General features: G+C 70.0%; 18 protein-coding genes and 1 riboswitch. Of the genes, 10 read left to right on the plus strand and 8 right to left on the minus strand.

Annotation, left to right across the window (positions count from 1 at the left end):
• Nucleotides 1-3: 3 nt before the first annotated feature.
• Nucleotides 4-405 (minus strand): response regulator, encoded by a 402-nt coding sequence (locus IE325_RS15025; protein WP_190070394.1) that lies wholly within the window; start codon nucleotides 403-405, stop codon nucleotides 4-6.
• A gap of 145 nt (nucleotides 406-550) precedes the next feature.
• On the opposite strand from IE325_RS15025, the gene ctaE reads away from it, so the two are divergent.
• The 6 genes from ctaE (at nucleotide 551) to IE325_RS15055 (ending at nucleotide 7,629) form a co-directional block, all read left to right on the plus strand.
• On the plus strand, nucleotides 551-1,171 hold the full coding sequence (gene ctaE, locus IE325_RS15030; protein WP_190070395.1) for an aa3-type cytochrome oxidase subunit III: 621 nt from the start codon (nucleotides 551-553) through the stop codon (nucleotides 1,169-1,171).
• Nucleotides 1,172-1,251: 80 nt separating this feature from the next.
• Nucleotides 1,252-2,064 (plus strand): cytochrome bc1 complex diheme cytochrome c subunit, encoded by an 813-nt coding sequence (gene qcrC, locus IE325_RS15035; RefSeq protein ID WP_190070396.1) that lies wholly within the window; start codon nucleotides 1,252-1,254, stop codon nucleotides 2,062-2,064.
• On the plus strand, nucleotides 2,061-3,113 hold the full coding sequence (gene qcrA / locus IE325_RS15040) for a cytochrome bc1 complex Rieske iron-sulfur subunit (RefSeq protein WP_190070397.1): 1,053 nt from the start codon (nucleotides 2,061-2,063) through the stop codon (nucleotides 3,111-3,113). The genes qcrC and qcrA overlap by 4 nt, the downstream gene beginning before the upstream one ends.
• Nucleotides 3,110-4,747 carry a cytochrome bc1 complex cytochrome b subunit gene (gene qcrB, locus IE325_RS15045; protein ID WP_190070398.1) on the plus strand — a complete coding sequence of 546 codons (1,638 nt, stop codon included), beginning with the start codon at nucleotides 3,110-3,112 and terminating at the stop codon, nucleotides 4,745-4,747. The genes qcrA and qcrB overlap by 4 nt, the downstream gene beginning before the upstream one ends.
• A 141-nt stretch (nucleotides 4,748-4,888) precedes the next feature.
• A complete protein-coding gene (trpD, locus tag IE325_RS15050) occupies nucleotides 4,889-5,953 on the plus strand; it encodes an anthranilate phosphoribosyltransferase (RefSeq protein ID WP_190070399.1) in 1,065 nt (354 codons plus the stop codon).
• Between the two features lie 76 nt (nucleotides 5,954-6,029).
• Nucleotides 6,030-6,146, plus strand: a riboswitch (SAM riboswitch).
• 103 nt (nucleotides 6,147-6,249) lie between these two features.
• Nucleotides 6,250-7,629, plus strand: a complete 1,380-nt coding sequence (locus IE325_RS15055) for an aminotransferase class V-fold PLP-dependent enzyme (protein ID WP_190070400.1) — start codon at nucleotides 6,250-6,252, stop codon at nucleotides 7,627-7,629.
• On the opposite strand, the gene IE325_RS15060 is transcribed toward IE325_RS15055, so the two are convergent.
• The 7 genes from IE325_RS15060 to IE325_RS15090 form a co-directional block, all read right to left on the minus strand.
• On the minus strand, nucleotides 7,584-8,771 hold the full coding sequence (locus IE325_RS15060) for a glycerate kinase (protein ID WP_190070401.1): 1,188 nt from the start codon (nucleotides 8,769-8,771) through the stop codon (nucleotides 7,584-7,586). The genes IE325_RS15055 and IE325_RS15060 overlap by 46 nt on opposite strands.
• Nucleotides 8,772-8,871: 100 nt before the next feature.
• Nucleotides 8,872-10,287, minus strand: a complete 1,416-nt coding sequence (locus IE325_RS15065) for an SLC13 family permease (protein WP_190070402.1) — start codon at nucleotides 10,285-10,287, stop codon at nucleotides 8,872-8,874.
• A 57-nt stretch (nucleotides 10,288-10,344) separates the two neighbouring features.
• Nucleotides 10,345-11,025 (minus strand): response regulator transcription factor, encoded by a 681-nt coding sequence (locus tag IE325_RS15070; RefSeq protein ID WP_190070403.1) that lies wholly within the window; start codon nucleotides 11,023-11,025, stop codon nucleotides 10,345-10,347.
• Complete coding sequence (locus tag IE325_RS15075) at nucleotides 11,022-12,494, minus strand: sensor histidine kinase (RefSeq protein ID WP_190070404.1); 1,473 nt, start codon at nucleotides 12,492-12,494, stop codon at nucleotides 11,022-11,024. The genes IE325_RS15070 and IE325_RS15075 overlap by 4 nt, the downstream gene beginning before the upstream one ends.
• Nucleotides 12,448-12,714, minus strand: a complete 267-nt coding sequence (locus IE325_RS15080) for a small secreted hydrophilic protein (RefSeq protein WP_190070405.1) — start codon at nucleotides 12,712-12,714, stop codon at nucleotides 12,448-12,450. Before IE325_RS15080 ends, IE325_RS15075 begins: the two co-directional genes overlap by 47 nt.
• Before the next feature lie 90 nt (nucleotides 12,715-12,804).
• On the minus strand, nucleotides 12,805-13,086 hold the full coding sequence (locus IE325_RS15085) for an Lrp/AsnC family transcriptional regulator (protein ID WP_190070406.1): 282 nt from the start codon (nucleotides 13,084-13,086) through the stop codon (nucleotides 12,805-12,807).
• Nucleotides 13,083-13,835 (minus strand): rhomboid family intramembrane serine protease, encoded by a 753-nt coding sequence (locus tag IE325_RS15090; RefSeq protein ID WP_190070407.1) that lies wholly within the window; start codon nucleotides 13,833-13,835, stop codon nucleotides 13,083-13,085. The genes IE325_RS15085 and IE325_RS15090 overlap by 4 nt, the downstream gene beginning before the upstream one ends.
• Nucleotides 13,836-13,999: 164 nt before the next feature.
• Between IE325_RS15090 and IE325_RS15095 the strand changes: the two genes are divergently transcribed.
• The 4 genes from IE325_RS15095 (at nucleotide 14,000) to IE325_RS15110 (ending at nucleotide 18,109) form a co-directional block, all read left to right on the plus strand.
• On the plus strand, nucleotides 14,000-14,239 hold the full coding sequence (locus tag IE325_RS15095; protein WP_030953300.1) for a hypothetical protein: 240 nt from the start codon (nucleotides 14,000-14,002) through the stop codon (nucleotides 14,237-14,239).
• A 37-nt stretch (nucleotides 14,240-14,276) separates the two neighbouring features.
• Nucleotides 14,277-15,620, plus strand: coding sequence for an NYN domain-containing protein (locus tag IE325_RS15100; protein ID WP_190070408.1), 1,344 nt, complete (start codon nucleotides 14,277-14,279; stop codon nucleotides 15,618-15,620).
• 211 nt (nucleotides 15,621-15,831) lie between these two features.
• Nucleotides 15,832-16,866 carry a C40 family peptidase gene (locus IE325_RS15105; protein WP_190070409.1) on the plus strand — a complete coding sequence of 345 codons (1,035 nt, stop codon included), beginning with the start codon at nucleotides 15,832-15,834 and terminating at the stop codon, nucleotides 16,864-16,866.
• A 229-nt stretch (nucleotides 16,867-17,095) separates the two neighbouring features.
• Entirely contained in the window at nucleotides 17,096-18,109 is a 1,014-nt protein-coding gene (locus IE325_RS15110) for a C40 family peptidase (RefSeq protein WP_190070410.1), read from the plus strand.
• Nucleotides 18,110-18,171: the final 62 nt, after the last annotated feature.

Consider the following 18,171-nt stretch of genomic DNA (forward strand, 5'->3'; position numbering starts at 1 on the left):
CTCCTAGGCGCTCTGAAGCCTCTTCGTCCGCAGCAGCGAGGCCAAGGCCCCCGCGAACTCCACCGGCTCCACAGGCAACGTCACCGCGGCCTCGGCCCGGCTCCACGTCGCCAGCCACGCGTCCTGCGGCCGCCCGATCAGCAGCAGCACCGGCGGGCAGTTGAACACCTCGTCCTTGATCTGCCGGCAGACCCCCATGCCCCCCATGGGCACGGCCTCACCGTCCAGGACACAGACGTCGATCCCGCCCTTGTCCAGCTCACGCAGCACGGCCTCAGGCGTCGCACACTCCACGAACTGCACCACAGGCACGTCCGGAGCGGGCCGTCGCCCGGTGGCGAGCCGCACCTGCTCTCGGGTGTTGGAGTCGTCGCTGTAGACCAGCACCGTGGCGGTCGGCTGCATTGTTCCTCCGTGACGTCGACGTCGTAAGGACAGGCCCGTTGGGCCGGATGCTACTCCCTTGAACACCACGTCAACACCGGTATGAACGGCCGAGACACTCCGAACGGCACCCCCCGGAGTGAGGGCGGGATAAGCGACCGACATAATGTCGGTCGTGGCGACAGCAACGACAGTAGACAAGGGTCACGCGCACCCGTCGGTCAATCGACCGAACCTCACCAGCGTCGGAACCATCATCTGGCTGAGTTCCGAGCTGATGTTCTTCGCGGCCCTCTTCGCGATGTACTTCACCCTGCGATCGGTGACGGGGCCCGAGTTCTGGAGTGAGAAGGCCGAGGCCTTGAACTTCCCGTTCTCGGCGACGAACACCACGATCCTGGTGCTCTCCTCTCTCACCTGCCAGCTCGGCGTCTTCGCTGCCGAGCGTGGTGACGTCAAGAAGCTCCGGGGCTGGTTCATCGTCACCTTCATCATGGGTGCGATCTTCATCGGCGGTCAGGTGTACGAGTACACCGAGCTGGTCCGGCACGAGGGCATCTCGCTCTCGTCCGACCCGTACGGCTCGGTCTTCTACCTGACCACCGGCTTCCACGGACTGCATGTGACGGGCGGTCTCATCGCCTTCCTGCTGGTCCTCGGCCGCACCTACGCGGCCCGGAGGTTCACGCACGAGCAGGCGACCGCAGCGATTGTCGTGTCCTACTACTGGCACTTCGTCGATGTCGTCTGGATCGGCCTCTTCGCCACGATCTACATGATCAAGTAGGCGGGCCCGATCCCGCGCGCGTTCCACCAACGCACCTAACAGAAGCATCGACGCTGAAGATCCTGACACCGGGGTAATCCGTGAAAAAGCTCTCCGCACGACGACGCCATCCGCTGGCGGCGGTCGTCGTCCTACTCCTCGCGCTGGCGTGCACGGGGGGGCTGTACGCCGTGTTCGCTCCCGCGGACAAGGCGCAGGCCGAGGAAACCGCCCAGTCCCTCGCCATCGAAGAGGGCAAGAAGCTCTATGCCGTCGGCTGCGCCAGCTGCCACGGAACCGGCGGTCAGGGCACCTCCGACGGCCCCAGCCTGGTGGGCGTCGGCGCCGCCGCCGTCGACTTCCAGGTCTCGACGGGCCGTATGCCGGCCGCCACCTCCCAGGGCGCCCAGGTCCCGGCGAAGAAGAACATCTACTCGCAGGCCGAGATCGACCAGCTCGCGGCGTACATCGCCTCGCTGGGCGCCGGTCCGTCCGTCCCCACCGAGGAGCAGTACGGCCCCGAGGGCGCGGACATCGCCAAGGGCGGCGAGCTCTTCCGCAACAACTGCGCCCAGTGCCACAACTTCACCGGCAAGGGCGGCGCGCTGACGAAGGGCAAGTACGCACCCAGCCTTGAGGGTGTCGACCCGAAGCACATCTACGAGGCCATGCAGACCGGCCCGCAGAACATGCCGTCGTTCCCCGACACCACGCTGTCGGAGCAGAACAAGAAGGACATCATCGCGTACCTGCACGCGGTCAACAGCGACGAGACGGTCAACCCGGGTGGTCTGGAACTGGGCGGCCTCGGGCCGGTCAGTGAGGGCCTCTTCGCCTGGATCTTCGGGCTCGGTGCACTGATCGCGGTCGCCGTCTGGGTCGCCGCTCGGACCGCAAAGGCCAAGAAGTCATGAGTAGCCAAGACATTCCAGAAGAGAACCTGCCCGCTGAGCAGGACGCCACCCAGGTAGCGGTCGCGGACGAGAAGCACCCGTTCGCCGACCCGGGGCTGCCGCCCCACGAGCACCGTATCCAGGACATCGACGAGCGGGCCGCCAGGCGGTCCGAGCGCACGGTCGCCCTGCTGTTCACGGTGTCGATGCTGGCCACCGTCGGCTTCATCGCCTCGTACGTGGCGATCCCGCACGACAAGTCGATCTTCGTCTTCCCGATCGGTCACCTCAACGCGCTGAACTTCGCGCTGGGGCTGACCCTCGGTGGCGCGCTGTTCTGCATCGGCGCGGGCGCGGTCCACTGGGCCCGCACCCTGATGTCCGATGTCGAGGTCGCCGACGAGCGGCACCCGATCGCGGCGGAGCCCGAGGTCAAGGCCAAGGTCATGGCCGACTTCAAGCAGGGCGCCAAGGAGTCCGCGCTGGGTCGCCGCAAGCTGATCCGCAACACGATGTTCGGTGCGCTGGCCCTGTTCCCGCTCTCCGGCGTCGTCCTGCTGCGTGACCTCGGCCCGCTGCCCGGCACCAAGCTGCGCCACACGCTCTGGTCCAAGGGCAAGCTGCTCGTCAACATGAACACCAACGAGCCGCTGCGTCCGTCGGACGTCGCGGTCGGCTCCCTCACCTTCGCCAAGCCGGAGGGCCTGGAGGAGCACGACCACGAGTTCCAGAACGAGATCGCCAAGGCCGCCCTGATGATCGTCCGGCTCCAGCCCGACGACATCAAGGACAAGCAAGAGCTTGAGTGGTCGCACGAGGGCATCGTCGCGTACTCGAAGATCTGCACCCACGTCGGTTGCCCGATCTCCCTGTACGAGCAGCAGACGCACCACGTGCTCTGCCCCTGCCACCAGTCCACCTTCGACCTCTCCGACGGTGCCCGAGTGATCTTCGGCCCGGCCGGCCACGCCCTGCCGCAGCTGCGCATCGGCGTGAACGACGAGGGCTACCTCGAGGCGCTCGGCGACTTCGAAGAGCCCGTCGGTCCTGCATTCTGGGAGCGCGGATGAGCACTACAGAGACCACCGACTCCCGCGCACGCGGGAAGGCACCGGCCGGCGAGCGCGTCGCCGACTGGGCGGACGGCCGGCTCGGGATCTACTCCCTGGCCAAGGCCAACATGCGCAAGATCTTCCCCGACCACTGGTCGTTCATGTTGGGTGAGGTCTGCCTCTACAGCTTCATCATCATCATCCTCACGGGTGTGTATCTGACGCTGTTCTTCCACCCGTCGATGAACGAGGTGGAGTACCACGGCTCCTATGTCCCGTTGCAGGGACAGCTCATGTCGGAGGCGTTCAGCTCCACGCTGCACATCTCCTTCGACGTGCGCGGTGGTCTGCTGATCCGGCAGATCCACCACTGGGCCGCGCTGATCTTCCTCGCGGGCATGTTCGTGCACATGATGCGCGTGTTCTTCACGGGCGCGTTCCGCAAGCCGCGTGAGGTCAACTGGCTGTTCGGCTTCCTGCTGTTCGTCCTGGGCATGTTCACCGGTTTCACCGGCTACTCGCTCCCGGACGACCTGCTCTCCGGCACCGGTGTCCGCTTCACCGAGGGCGCGATCCTGTCCATGCCGATCGTCGGCACGTACATCTCGTTCTTCCTCTTCGGCGGCGAGTTCCCGGGCACCGACTTCGTGGCCCGCTTCTACTCGATCCACATCCTGCTGCTGCCGGGCATCATGCTCGGCCTGGTGGTCGGCCACCTGATCCTGGTCTTCTACCACAAGCACACGCAGTTCGCGGGCCCCGGAAAGACCAACAAGAACGTCGTCGGCATGCCGCTGCTGCCGGTCTACATGGCCAAGGCCGGAGGCTTCTTCTTCCTGGTCTTCGGTGTCATCGCGGCCATCGCGGCGATCGCGCAGATCAACCCGATCTGGGCCATCGGCCCCTACCGTCCTGACCAGGTGTCCACGGGCGCCCAGCCCGACTGGTACATGGGCTTCGCCGAGGGTCTGGTCCGGTACATGCCGGGCTGGGAGGTCAACTTCTGGGGTCACACGCTGGTCCTCGGTGTGTTCATCCCGCTGGTGCTCTTCGGTGTGGTGCTGATGGCGATCGCCGTCTACCCGTTCATCGAGTCCTGGGTCACCGGCGACAAGCGCGAGCACCACATCCTGGACCGCCCGCGCAACGCCCCGACGCGTACCGCGTTCGGCGTCGCCTGGGTCACGGTGTACATGATCGGCCTGGTCGGCGGTGGCAACGACCTGTGGGCCACCCACTTCCACCTGTCGATCAACGCCGTCACCTGGTTCGTCCGGATCAGCTTCTTCGCCGGACCGGTCATCGCGTTCATCGTCACCAAGCGGATCTGCCTCGGCCTCCAGCGCCGGGACAAGGACAAGGTGCTGCACGGCCGCGAGTCGGGCATCATCAAGCGCCTGCCGCACGGTGAGTTCATCGAGGTGCACGAGCCGCTCAGCCAGGACGCGCTGTACACGCTCACCGCGCACGAGCAGTACCAGCCGGCCGAGATCGGCCCGACAGTCGACGAGAACGGCGTCGAGCGCAAGGTGAAGGGCTCGGAGAAGCTGCGCGCCAAGCTCAGCAAGTCCTACTTCGACGAGGACGGCCAGATCCCGAAGCCCACCGTCGAGGAGTACAAGGAGATCACGAGCGGCCACGGCCACCACTGATCACTTCGTCTGCAACGCCACGGTTGAGGGCCCCGTCCGGTTTCCCGGACGGGGCCCTTCTCCATGCCCCGGGGCTGGATAGGGTGGACCCAGTTGAGACTCGCGTCCCGCAGTACGGGACACCTGACCCTGGAGCGGCTTATGAGCGCTGTGACCCCCGCTGGAGGCGACACCGCGGCGGGCCGTTCCTGGCCCCTGCTGCTGAACGGCCTGCTGAGCGGTCAGGACCTCACCGCCGACGACACCGCGTGGGCGATGGACCTGATCATGCGCGGCGAGGCCACCGACGCGCAGATCGCCGGGTTCGTGGTGGCGCTGCGGGCCAAGGGCGAGACGGTGGAGGAGATCACCGGGCTCGTACGCACGATGTACGAGCACGCGAATGTGATCGAGGTGCCGGGGCCGACCGTCGACATCGTCGGCACCGGCGGCGACGGCGCGAAGACGGTCAACATCTCCACCATGTCGGCCATCGTCATCGCCGGCACCGGCGCCAAGGTCGTCAAGCACGGCAACCGGGCGGCGTCCTCGGCGTCGGGTGCCTCGGACGTGCTGGAGAAGCTGGGCGTCAATCTGAACCTGCCGGTCGACCGGGTGGCCGAGGTCGCCGAGGAGGCCGGGATCACCTTCTGCTTCGCGGTGAAGTTCCATCCGTCGCTGCGCCATGTGGCGGCGGCCCGCGGGCAGTTGGGCATCCGTACGACGTTCAATGTGCTCGGCCCGCTGACCAACCCGGCGAAGGTGCGGGCCCAGGCGGTCGGCGTGGCCGATCCGCGCATGGCTCCGATCGTCGCCGGCGTCTTCGCCGAGCGCGGCAACTCCTCCCTGGTGTTCCGCGGCGACGACGGCCTCGACGAGCTCACCACGACGGCCACCTCCCGGGTGTGGGTCGTCCGCGACGGCAAGGTCGCCGAGGAGAGCTTCGACCCGCGTGACGTTGGCCTCGAACTGGTGCCGGTGGAGGCCCTGAGGGGCGCGGACGCGTCCTACAACGCCGATGTGGCGCTGCGCCTGCTGAACGGCGAGACGGGGCCCGTACGGGACGCCGTACTGCTCAATTCGGCCGCCGCGCTGGTGGCGCTGAACCCGACGGGGGACCCGCTCGCCGAGCAGATCCGGGCCGGGATGGCGAAGGCCGCGGCGGCGATCGACTCCGGTGCGGCGAAGCGGACGCTGGAGCGCTGGGTGGCGGCCAGCAACGCGTAATTCGATGCACGCATGTGGTCCCGCGATTCGGACATGAGTTGCGGGGCCACGATCATTTCGCGTACGTTCTCGAACAGGTCATGAGTGACAGTCATGAGGCCCCGGCCGACTGTCCGGCAACCCTCCGTCCGTGGCGGGGTGCCCCGGGTGAGGACCAGGCCGTAGGCAGCGAGGTCTGCGGCAAGCACGTGACCTGGGAGTTCTCCGTGAGCAAGCGAATGCGATAGGGCCGCCGAGCCCCGCCTCCGCACACCCCTCTTCACTTTCTTCCTCTCTGCTTTCACGGGAGTTCCCGCATGTCCGTCTCCGCGTCTGTCTCTGCCGCTGCCTCCGTCCAGACCATTTGCCCCCCGCTGCCCGTTCTGGGACGAGATGTCACCGTCCCGCTCGTCACCGGCGGCGAGGTCACCTACGCCGCGCTCGACTACGCCGCCAGCGCCCCGGCGCTGCAGCGGGTCTGGGACGACGTGGCCGCCTACGCGCCGTACTACGGCAGCGTCCACCGCGGCGCCGGGTACCTCTCCCAGCTGTCGACGGACCTCTTCGAGAACGCCCGCCGGACGGTCGCCGAGTTCCTGGACTGCCGCCCCGACGACCAGCTGGTCTTCACCCGGTCCACCACCGACTCGCTGAACCTCCTCGCCGCCGCCCTCCCGGCCGACTGCCAGGTCTTCGTCTTCGAGACCGAGCACCACGCCTCCCTGCTGCCGTGGACGAACGCGCAGGTCACCTACCTCAACGCGCCCCGCACCCCCCGCCAGGCCGTCGAGACCCTGGAGCGCGCCCTCGCCGACCGCGACCCCTACGGCCCGGCCCTGGTCTGCGTCACCGGCGCCTCGAACGTCACCGGCGAGCTGTGGCCCGTACGGGAGCTCGCGGCCGCCGCCCACGCCCACGGCGCCCGGATCGTCCTCGACGCCGCGCAGCTCGCCCCGCATCACCCGGTGAGCGTCCAGGACCTCGACGTCGACTGGATCGCCTTCTCCGGCCACAAGCTGTACGCCCCCTTCGGGTCCGGTGTCCTCGCCGGCCGCGCCGACTGGCTGCGCGAGGCCGAGCCGTACCTCGCGGGCGGCGGCGCCAGCCGCAAGGTGTCGCGGCGCGAGGACGGGGGAGTGGACGTCGAGTGGCACGAGAGCGCCGCGCGGCACGAGGCCGGGTCGCCCAATGTCATCGGCGCGTACTCCATCGCCTCCGCCTGCAAGGCCCTGACGGAGGCGGGCTTCGACACGCTGGTCGCGCGTGAGCGGTACCTGATCGAGAAGGTGCGGGAAGGGCTCGCCGAGGTCCCCGAGGTCCGCGTCCTCTCCCTCTTCGGGGACGACGCCCCGCGCGTCGGCGTCATCTCCTTCGTGGTCGACGGCTGGAACAGCTCCCACTTCGCCGCCGCGCTCTCCGCCGAGTACGGCATCGGCGTCCGGGACGGCCTGTTCTGCGCCCACCCGCTGGTGCGGACGCTGCTGGGCAGCGATGCGCAGGCGCAGGGCGAGTGCGGTGCCCCGGAGGCGGCGCCCGGCGAGAAGTCCCTCAACGCCATCCGCGTCAGCTTCGGTGCGGGTACGCCGGACGAGCATGTCGAGCGGTTCGTGAACGCCGTACGCGAACTCGTCACGGACGGCGCCCGGTGGAACTACCGCACCGAGGACGGCCGTTGCGTGCCGGACACCTCCGCGTGAGCCGGTAGCCGGGCGCCCAGCAGGATCATCCGCAGGGCGCGTTCGGTGGCGTCCGTGAGGAGTTCGGAGGCCCGCACCAGGGCCTCCGCCAGCGCCATCGGCGCCGGCAGGATCCCGCTGAACGCGTCCACGCCCGGCACGTCATGAGCCCCCTCGCCGAGAGTGCCCGCCAGCACGAGCACCGGCCGGCCGTACAGCTTGGCCCGGCGGGCCACCTCGGCCGGAACCTTGCCCTTGGGCGTCTGGTGGTCCAGGGCGCCTTCGGCGGTGACGACCAGATCGGCGCGGGCCAGGCGGGCGTCCAGGTCGAGGTGGTCGAGGAGCACGTCGAAGCGGGGGAGGAGACAGGCGCCCAGCGCGGCGAGGCCGGCGCCCAGGCCGCCGGAGGCTCCGGTGCCGGGGCCGTGGTGGAGGTCGGTGCCGCCGAGGTCGCGGGTGAGGATGTCCGCCCAGTTCTCCAGCCCGGCCGACAGATGCTCGACCTGGGCGGGGGTCGCCCCTTTCTGCGGCCCGAAGACACGGGCGACGCCGCGCTCACCGCACAGCACGTTGTACGGGTTGCAGGCGACCAGTAGCTCGACGTCGCGCAGGCGCGGGTCGAGCCCGGCCGGGTCGATGCGGGCCAGCCGGGTCAACTCCCTTCCTCCACGGGGGAGTTCGAAACCATCGGCGTCCAGCAGTCGCGCGCCGAGCGCCTGGAGGGCTCCCGCGCCCCCGTCCGACGTACCTGAGTCGCCGCAGCCGACCAGGATCCGCCGTACGCCCGTGTCGAGCGCGGCGCGGATCAGCTCGCCGACGCCGTACGTCGTGGTGGCCCCCGGGTCGCGCAGGGCACGGGGCACGAGGGACAGCCCGGCCACCGCGGCCATCTCCACGACCGCCGTCTCCCGGGAGCCGAGCAGCGCGAAGTGCGTGCCGATCGTCTCGCCGACGGGACCGGTGGCGGGCAGCGCGACAAGCCGCCCGCCGGTGGCGGAGGCAAGCGCGGCGGCGGTGCCTTCACCTCCGTCCACGAGGGGGATGAGGTCGAGCACGGCATCCGGCAGCACCCGCCGCACCCCGTCGGCGATGGCATCGGCGGTGGCGGGGGCGGACAGCGACTCTTTGAAGCCACTGGGGGCAACGACGACGCGGCTCAGCATCAGAGGGCTCCTAAGGAGATACGGAAGAGACAACGCCCTTCTTTAAGGGGCGCGGGGAACTGCGCGACCAGCCACGACGGCGCGCCAGACAAACAACGACTCATCTCGTCACCGACACACCCAGCACCGGCCACACCGCAACGGCAAACAGCAACACCAGCCCCGCAGTCAACGGAGCCAGAACCACAGACAGCCGCAACAGATCACGCGGCGTATAAGTCGGCGTCCCAGGAAGGTCGGCAAAAAGAGCCACCGGCTTCGCGGAGGCCGGCAACGTATGGCAGAACCCCGCCGCAGCAGTCGACGCCAGCGCCGCAGCCACCGGATTCACCCCCGCCCCCACCGCCGCCGCGACCACCAACGGCACCAGCACCGACGAACGCGCCGACCGGGACTGCAGGACCAGATGGGCAGCCGTACTGACCACGATCACCACAGCCAGAAACCACACGGGGCTGACTCCACCGGGCAGCCCCTCCACCAGCCACTTCGCCGCCCCGGAGTCGGCAAGCGCCACCCCCATGGCCATCGTCGCCGCCATGAACAGCAGCAACGACCACGGCACAGTCCCCAACGCATCCTTCAGCCGCACCGTCCCGAGCGCCGGCGAAGCCGCCACCACCGCGCCGATCAGTGCCACGACCGCGGGCGGCACCCGGTGCAACGGTTCGCTGCACCACAGCAGGACAACCGTGCCGAGGAGCAGCGCGCACCGCTTCTCGGCCTGTGACCAGGGCCCGGTGACCGGCCGTTCGCTGTGCTGCTGGATCTGCTCGGGGGTGATGCGCACCGGGCCCTTGCGGTCCGCGCGCCGAGTCGTCGTCAACAGCACGGCCTCGGCGGCCAGGTGCGACGAGGCCACGGCCAGCGGCAGACCCAGCAGCAGCCATTCCGTGAAGCCGATCCGGTCGCCGGTCGCCTGCCACAGCACCGACACGGTGATCAGATGCGCGACCGCCCCGATCAGGGTCGCCACCGCCGACAGCAGGATCACGGTCGGGAACAGCAGCGCCAGCATCACCACCAGTCGCCGCCGGTCGGCGAGCGCCTTCGCCAGCGCCAGGAACACCGGCAGCGCGAGGGCGGCCCGCCCCGAGGTGGCCGGCACCGCGAACGCCGTGACGACCAGGGCGGCCGTGGTGAGGTGCACGAGCTGCCGTACCGTGCGCGCCCCGCCGACCAGGAACGTCGCCGCCCGTCCCGCGAGCCCCGTCCGGGTCACCGCGGCCGCCAGCACGAAGGCGCAGATCAGCAGCCACACCGTGGAGTCGCCGAGGGTGCCGAAGAGGGTGTCGCTGCTGATGACTCCGGTCACGGTCAGCGCCAGCCCGGCGCCGAGCGCGATGTACGTGTCGTCGACCGGCGTGGCGATCCAGGCGCAGGTCGCCAGCGCGAACACGGCGAGGGTGAGGCGGGCGTCGGCGCCGAGCCCGGCGAAGTTGCCGGGTACGGCGAGCAGCGCGCACAGGGAGAGCGCCACGCAGAGGGCCGCGCTCAGTCGGAGGTTCAGGGTCACGTCATCGAGGGTTCACCTGAGCCGTGAGCCCTCGATGAGCCGCACATGAAAGGGACTTCACGCGGAGAGCGGGGGGAGCGCCGGGAGCCGGTACCCCATGCCCCGTACCGTCTCCACCTGCTGCGGGCCGAGCTTCTTGCGCAGCGCCCGTACGTATACGTCCACGATGTTGGACCCGGGGTCGAAGTCGTAGCCCCACACGTGCGACAGGATCTGCTCGCGGGACAGTACCTGCCCCGGATGCCTCAGGAACAGCTCCAGGAGCACGAATTCACGGGACGTCAGATCGACCGTCCGCTCCCCGGCCCGCGCCCGCCGGGTGCGCAGGTCCAGGGTGAGCGTGCCGGACCGCAGCACCGTCACCTCGGGCGCCCTGGCCGCCGTACGCAAGCGCAGCCGTACCCGGGCGAGGAGTTCCTCGAAGCGGAACGGCTTGGTCATCCAGTCGTCGGCGCCGCCCTCCAGGCCGGCCACCGTGTCCCGTACGGAGTCCCGCGCTGTCAGCACGATCACCGGGACCGTCACCCGGGCCTCGCGCAGCTCGCGCAGCACCGTGAAGCCGTCCCGGCCGGGCAGGCCGATGTCGAGGACGACCAGGTCGAAGGCGCCCGTGACGGCGTATTCATACGCCGCCTCGCCGTCGCCCACGACCGTCGTGGTGAAGCCGTTGGAGCGCAGGCCCTTCTCGACGAAGGAGGCGATGCGTTCCTCGTCCTCCACGATGAGGATCCGGTTCATGGCTGCCCCTCTCCCAGTGCCAGTACGAAGGTGGCGCCGCCGCCCGCCGTGTCGCGCAGCCGCACCCGGCCGCCGTGCGCCTCGGCGATGGCCCGCACGATCGACAGTCCGAGCCCGGCGCCGGAGCCGCGGGCGCCGCGCCGGGACGTGCCGCGCCGGAACCGTTCGAAGATCACGTCGGCGTCCTGCGCCTGGACACCGCACCCGGAGTCGGCGACGTACAGCTCGATGGCGGTCCCGTCCGCGCGGGAGCCGATCCGGACCGTCTGCCCGGGCGCGGTGTGCTGCACGGCGTTCTGGGCGAGCTGCACCATGGCCTGGGTGATGCGCTGCGGGTCCAGCTCGGCCTCGACGTCGGCGACCTCGGCGAGCTGCCAGTCGCGTTCGCCGAGGGTGCGGGCCTTGACGTAGACGTCGGCGGTGAGCTCGGCCAGCTGGACCGGTTCCGGGGTGACGAAGTCGGGGCGCTCGGCCTTGGCGAGCAGCAGCAGGTCCTCCACGATGCGGCTCATCCGGTCCAGCTCGTCGGTGACCAGCCGTATCGTCTCCTCGCGCTCGGCCGGATCGTCGCCCATCAGCTCCAGATGGCCCCGCACGATGGTGATCGGCGTGCGCAGCTCGTGCCCGGCGTCGTCGACGAACTCCCGCTGGGCGGCGAAGGCGCGCTCGAGCCGGTCCAGCATGTCGTTGAAGGTCTCCGCGAGCGCGGCGATGTCGTCGCGGCCATGCACCGGGATACGGCGGGTGAGGTCCTGCTCGGTGAGCTGCGCGGCGGCGGTGCGCACCAGCCGTACGGGCTTGAGGATCCGCCCGGCGACCGCCCAGCCGATGCCGGTCGTCAGCAGCAGGGCCACCCCGGAGATGGCGAGCAGGATACGGAACTCCTCGTTCACCGCGGCCTGCTCCCGCCCGGGGTGGAAGGCGACGACGAACGCCGCCTCCGCCTCGCCGCCCGCCCGCGCGACGACGACCTTCGCCCAGCGGATCTCCCCGGACGGTCGGTCCACGGTGCCCGTCGGGTCGGGGGAGTCGTAGATACGGCGGATGGCGGCGTCGTCCTTGTGCAGGGGCACGGCGACGGGGATCTCGCGCTGCTGGATGAACTGGGCGGGGGCACGGCCGGCCCCCCGGCCCACCAGTCCGATCAGCTCCTCGTCGGGGTCGGCGTACTGCCGTACCAGGAACTCCCGCAGCAGCCGCGACGAGTCGGTGAACGGACGGCCGGTCTCGGGGTCGACACCCCGCTGCTGGAAGTTCGCGAACTCACCGGCCTCCTGGGCGAGCAGTCCGTTCACCCGGTGGTCGACGTCCCGCAGCAGGATCGACCGCGTGGTCGTGGCCACGGACACCAGCCCCACGGCCATCACGAGCAGCAGCCACAGCAGGATCCGGACCCGGGCGGAGAGCCGCCGACGCACGGGGTCAGCCGTCGTCCCCAACCTCACCCCGGTCGTCATCGTCGTCGTCATTCCCAGGACTGTCCGTCACCGGCGGCCGGGACACCACCTCGTCACTCGGTGTCGCCCGGGGCCGGCTCGGCGTAGGCGTGGGGGAGCCGCTGTCCAGCTCCACCCGGGGCGGGACCTCGGGCGACTTCGGCTGGTCGGTGAGGGCGAAGCTGGTCGCGGCGATACCGAGCGGGATCGCCACGACGGCGGCGAGGGCCGCGATCCGGTGCGAGAAGGCCATACGGGCGATCCTGCCCGGGGCTTCCGGCGGTCACCATGAGCTCAGGATGAAGAACTCTTCATCTCCTCATCCTGAGCGGCGCCCGAGGTGTCAGCTGTCCAGGCCGATGGCGAAGGCGGCCTCGATGTCGTGCTGCGAGTAGGTACGGAACGCCACATGCGTGTCCGTCGCCTCGACGCCGGGGATCTTGCTGATCCGGCCGGGGATGACCTCGGCCAGGTCCTCGTGCTCCTTCACCCGGACCATCGCGATCAGGTCATAGGTGCCGGTGACGGAGAAGACCTCGGTCACGCTCTCCAGCGAAGCGATCCGCTCCGCGATCTCGGGGATCCGGTCCACGCTGGTCTTGATCAGGACGATCGCGGTGATCACGGCTGGTTCTCTCCCTCGGGGGCCGGAGCTGGGGCGGCCTTCACTCTAGTGGGCCGCCCGAACCGGGCCCACGCGTAGCCGAAGCCCAGACCGAAGCCCACCAGGTGCGCCAGATACGCCACCCCCGGCCCCTGCCCCGCCCGCCCCGCCGCCACCCACTGCAGGGCCACCCAGAAGGGCAGCACCACCCACGCCGGGAAGCGCAGCGGCAGGAAGAGCAGGAACGGCAGCAGGCTTGTCACCCGTGCTCCGGGGAAAAGGAACAGGAACGCGCCGAGGACGGCCGAGATCGCCCCGGACGCGCCGACCAGGGACTGGGTGGAGTCGTCGTTCGCGGCGGCGTAGCCCAGCAGGGCCAGATAGCCGCAGCCCAGATAGAACAGCGTGAACTGGACGCGGCCCATCCGTTCCTCGGTCATCGCGCCGAAGACGTAGAGGAAGAGCATGTTGCCGAGCAGGTGCACCCAGCTGCCGTGCACGAACAGGGCCGTCGCGGGAGTGAGGGCGGCCCGGGGCGCCCCCTCGAACAGCTCCGCGGGCACCACGCCCCAGCGGTGGAAGTAGGCCCGCTGCGCGGCGACCAGCCCCTCGCCGGAGCCGTACACCGGATTGAACCCCGCCGCAGGTCCGAGCAGGAAGAGCAGGCAGCACAGGGTGATCAGCCCGTATGTCACCGGCGCCGAGGACGACAAGAGCGCCGCTCCGCCGAAACGAGCCCGGAAATGCGCCACGCTCCAGTTGCCGATCATGAATACAGAGCATGACGTAACGGGACGCACTCGCACAGACCGCCTCGCCGCCGTGGACGGACGGGCGGCGAGTACCCGCCAGGCCGTAGGGTTACGAGCCACACGCACCGGGCACCGGCGCGTCACGGACAAGAGAAGACCTACCGGAAATGAGCGCAGTCACGATGACGGTTCCCCTGCCGACCGACACGACGCGGTGGCGCTGCACCCTCTGCGGCAACCTCACCCGCTTCGACGTGACGCGTTCCTCCAAGGTCGTGGAATACCTGCACCTCGATCTCGCCGGCGAGCCCAAGGTCGAGGAGCGCGAGGTGCTCAGTGAGACGATCGAATCGGTGCGCTGCCGCTGGTGCAACGCGGTGGACAAGGTGGAACTCGTGGACAGGCCGGGTGCCGGCTCCTGACGGGAGCTGGTCCCGCACAGGCATTGGGGTGTGAGGGATGGTGGAGACACAAGGCGGGGGGCCGGGCGACGGCGCCGCCGAGGTGCTCGACCGTCCGCTGCCCGACGGCGTACGGCGCAAGGTCGTACAGATCGTGTCCGACGGCTTCGGCGGGCTGACCGTCGGCGAACTGCCCGCGCAGCTTCGCCAGTACGCCAGATTCGCGCCGAACCGGCGGGCCAAGTTCGCCGGCAACGCGATGGCCGCCGCGCTGGAGACCGATCCGCTGTTCCGCCAGCGCATCGGCGAGAAGCTCAGAGAGGCCCAGCCGGAGCTCACCGGCGCTCTCGACTCAGGCTCGGCGCCTCCGGCCGCGGACCCGCTCGACGTGGCGGCCGCGGCCTATGTTCTGCGGCCCACCGGCTGGGTCAAGCTGGTCACCGCGGCCGGCGAGGAGGCCCAGCGGGCCGATGCCGAACGCGCCGACGACGAGACCCGCGCCGAGCTGGAGCGGCTGCGCGAGGAGCTCGACCACGCCCGGGACCACACCCGGCACGAGACGGAGCGGCTGCGCGTCGAGCTGGACGCGGCCAAGAAGGAAGCCGAGTCGCTGCACCGCAAGCTGCGCTCCGCCCTCAGCGACGTCAAGCGCGGCGAGGCCGCCCTGCGCAAGGTCCAGGGCGAGATCGAGACCGTGCGCGCCGAGGGGCACGCCCAGGTCTCCGCGGCCGAGAGCGAGACCCGTCGGCTCAAGGCGCGGCTCGGGGAGGCCGAGGCCGCCCTGGAGGCCACGCGCAAGGCGGCACGCGAGGGACGCAGCGTCGAGGACATGCGCGTCCGGCTGCTCCTGGACACCCTGCTCGACGCCGCCCAAGGACTGCGCCGCGAGCTGGCGTTGCCGCCGGTCTCCGTACGGCCCGCCGAGACCGTGGACGCGGTCGAACCGGGACGAATGACCCCGAAGGACATCGCCGCGCGGGCCCTGTCCGAGAACGATCCGGCCATCCTCGACCAGCTTCTCGCCCTGCCCCAGGCCCACTTGGTGGTCGACGGCTACAACGTCACCAAGACCGGCTACCCCCAGATGCCCCTGGAGAAGCAGCGCCTGCGGCTGCTCGGCCAGCTCTCGCAGCTCGCCGCCCAGACCGGCGCCGAGGTGACCTGTGTCTTCGACGGGGCCGAACTGGCCGCGCCGGTGCTGCTGGCACCGCCGCGCGGTGTACGGGTGCTGTTCTCCAAGCCCGGTGTGACCGCCGACGAGCTGATCCGCCAGCTGGTGCGCGCCGAGCCGCCCGGCCGTCCGGTCATCGTCGCCTCCACCGACCGCGAGGTCGCCGACGGAGTGGCACGCGCCGGCGCACGCCCGGTGGCTTCTGCGGTGCTTCTGAAGCGACTGTCCTGAAACGGCCAACGTGCACGGGCAATGCCCGAATTGGCCCGGTCGTCGCGCAACGTAGCGTCAAGCGCGCATCACCGCATGTGAGTTGTGTGTAAAGAATGACGGGTGTGGCGAGATTTTTCGTGTGAGGATTTGATCTGATCACAAGAGGGTCACTAGGGTCTGGCCTCGAACCTCCGAGCGGGTGATCACTCACAAGAAGGGTTTCACCTCAGTGGCGTCCCACCGTCGACCGAAGCAGCCGAGCCGAGCACGCGTGACCGTGCTCACCACCGCGGCGGCTGCAGCCGTGGCCATCAGTTCGCAGGCGGCCAACGCCGCCCCCAGCGAGAAGCCGAGCAAGGACGAGGTCAAGGCCAAGGTCGACAAGCTGTACGAGGAGGCCGAGCAGGCCACCGAGAAGTACAACGGCGCCAAGGAGAAGCAGGAGAAGCTCCAGAAGGAGATCTCCACCATCCAGGACAACGTCGCGCGCGGTCAGGAAGACCTGAACGTGCTGCGCGACAGCATGGGCCTCGCGGCCGCCGCCCAGTACCGCACGGGCAGCATCGACTCCTCCCTCCAGCTGTTCCTGTCGTCGAACCCCGACGACTACCTGGACAAGGCGTCCACCGCCGACCAGCTCAGCGCCCAGCAGGTCGAGTCGCTGAAGAAGGTCCAGGAGAAGCAGCGCGAGCTGGCCCAGCAGCGCGCCGAGGCCGCCGAGAAGCTCAAGGACCTCTCCTCCACCCGCACCGAGCTGGGCAAGAAGAAGAAGCAGGTCCAGGGCAAGCTCGCCGAGGCCCAGAAGCTCCTCAACACCCTGACGGCCGCCGAGAAGGCCGCCCTCGCCGCCGAGGACGCCCGCGCCAGCCGCTCCGCCGCCGACCGCGTCGACCTCGGCAACACCGGGTCCGCCTCCGGCCGCGCCCAGGCCGCCTTCCAGGCCGCCCAGAGCCAGATCGGCAAGCCGTACGTCTACGGCGCCACCGGCACCGCCTCCTACGACTGCTCGGGCCTGACCTCCTGGGCCTACGCCCAGGCCGGCGTCTCCATCCCGCGCACCTCGCAGGCCCAGGCCAACGCCGGTACGCGCATCTACAGCCAGTCGCAGCTCAAGGTCGGCGACCTGGTCATCTTCTACGGCGACCTGCACCACGTCGGCTTCTACGCGGGCAACGGCCAGGTCCTGCACGCCCCGCGGTCCGGCGCGGTCGTGCGCTACGAGTCGATCAACAACATGCCGTACCAGTTCGGCGTCCGCATCTGACCCGGGCTCGACCCCGCCAAGATCAACACTGGTTGCCGCCCGAACGAGCGAATTACGGCACCGCCGACTGACCCCACGCCCCGCCGATGACCTGCGTCAGAGGCGGGGCGTCACTTTGCGTGTCCGGCGCGGTCGTTGGTCGCCGCCGCCGCACGGAGCTACTGTCTGCCGCGTTTCCCCGACGCCGGGGAAAAGGTCCTGTCCGCCAGCGGAAGGAGAGCGGCTTCCCGTGGGGTCCCATCGTCGCCTTGCATCGCCCGGGTTCGACCGGGGCGCCAACGCAGCGCTCTGCGTCATGTCGGCCGCCGCCGCGGCCCTCGGGGTCACACCGGCCACGGCCGCGCCACAGGACGACACCCGGTCCAAGGTGGACCGCCTCTACGAGGAGGCCGAGAAGGCCACGGAGGCCTACAACAAGGCGGACGAGCGGGCCGACGGGCTCCGTGAGCAGGTGAACCGGGCCCAGGACCGGATCGCCCGGCAGCAGCAGCACATCAACTCCAAGCGGGATGTGCTCGGTTCGCTGGCCGGCGCCCAGTACCGCTCCGGCGGCCTCGATCCCTCCCTCGCCCTGCTGCTCTCCGACGACCCCGAGGACTACCTCGACAAGGCCGCCGCGCTCGCCCGTATCAGCGCCCACCAGGCCGGTGAGCTGAGGGAGCTCCAGGACGCCATGCGCCTGCTCGCCCAGGAGCGCGCCGAGGCGGCCGGGAAACTCGTCGACCTGGAGAAGAGCCGCAAGGCCGTCGCCGTCCACAAACGCACCGTCGAGCGCAAGCTCGCCGAGGCGCGCCGGCTCCTCAACTCCCTGACGGAGAGCGACCGCGCCGCCTACGACCGCGCCTCCCGCTCCGGCCGCATGGACCTGCCCGACTTCGGCAGCTTCGGCCCGGCCTCGGGCCGCGCCGGGGCCGCCGTCGCCGCCGCCCGGTCCGCGCTGGGCAGGCCCTACATCTGGGGCGCCAACGGCCCCTCCGGCTTCGACTGTTCGGGCCTCATCCAGTGGTCCTACGCCCAGGCCGGCGTCTCCCTGCCCCGCACCTCACAGGGCCAGCGCTACGCCGGCCACCAGGTCCCCCTCTCCGAGGCCCGCCCCGGCGACGTCGTCACCTACCGCTCCGACGCCAGCCACGTCGGGATGTACATGGGCAACGGCCAGGTGATCCACGCGCCCTACCCTGGTGCGCCCGTGCGGTACGACCCGGTGGGGATGATTCCTGGGGCTACGGTGACCAGGGTCTGACCTCTCCGTCCCTGACGCGGCATCGAGACGAACTCTCGCCCGAGCGCCCCACCCTCACATGC

Source organism: Streptomyces lanatus, assembly GCF_014655715.1.
GTDB lineage: Bacteria > Actinomycetota > Actinomycetes > Streptomycetales > Streptomycetaceae > Streptomyces > Streptomyces lanatus.

What these genes read in the sequence shown, in the direction of transcription:
- IE325_RS15075 (WP_190070404.1), bottom strand. Translation starts at nt 12,494, where the DNA reads ATGACGACGACGATGACGACCGGGGTGAGGTTGGGGACGACGGCTGAC.
- trpD (WP_190070399.1), top strand. Translation starts at nt 4,889, where the DNA reads ATGAGCGCTGTGACCCCCGCTGGAGGCGACACCGCGGCGGGCCGTTCC.
- IE325_RS15055 (WP_190070400.1), top strand. Translation starts at nt 6,250, where the DNA reads ATGTCCGTCTCCGCGTCTGTCTCTGCCGCTGCCTCCGTCCAGACCATT.
- IE325_RS15025 (WP_190070394.1), bottom strand. Translation starts at nt 405, where the DNA reads ATGCAGCCGACCGCCACGGTGCTGGTCTACAGCGACGACTCCAACACC.
- IE325_RS15080 (WP_190070405.1), bottom strand. Translation starts at nt 12,714, where the DNA reads ATGGCCTTCTCGCACCGGATCGCGGCCCTCGCCGCCGTCGTGGCGATC.
- IE325_RS15090 (WP_190070407.1), bottom strand. Translation starts at nt 13,835, where the DNA reads ATGATCGGCAACTGGAGCGTGGCGCATTTCCGGGCTCGTTTCGGCGGA.
- IE325_RS15100 (WP_190070408.1), top strand. Translation starts at nt 14,277, where the DNA reads ATGGTGGAGACACAAGGCGGGGGGCCGGGCGACGGCGCCGCCGAGGTG.
- IE325_RS15070 (WP_190070403.1), bottom strand. Translation starts at nt 11,025, where the DNA reads ATGAACCGGATCCTCATCGTGGAGGACGAGGAACGCATCGCCTCCTTC.
- ctaE (WP_190070395.1), top strand. Translation starts at nt 551, where the DNA reads ATGTCGGTCGTGGCGACAGCAACGACAGTAGACAAGGGTCACGCGCAC.
- qcrA (WP_190070397.1), top strand. Translation starts at nt 2,061, where the DNA reads ATGAGTAGCCAAGACATTCCAGAAGAGAACCTGCCCGCTGAGCAGGAC.
- IE325_RS15060 (WP_190070401.1), bottom strand. Translation starts at nt 8,771, where the DNA reads ATGCTGAGCCGCGTCGTCGTTGCCCCCAGTGGCTTCAAAGAGTCGCTG.
- qcrB (WP_190070398.1), top strand. Translation starts at nt 3,110, where the DNA reads ATGAGCACTACAGAGACCACCGACTCCCGCGCACGCGGGAAGGCACCG.
- IE325_RS15095 (WP_030953300.1), top strand. Translation starts at nt 14,000, where the DNA reads ATGACGGTTCCCCTGCCGACCGACACGACGCGGTGGCGCTGCACCCTC.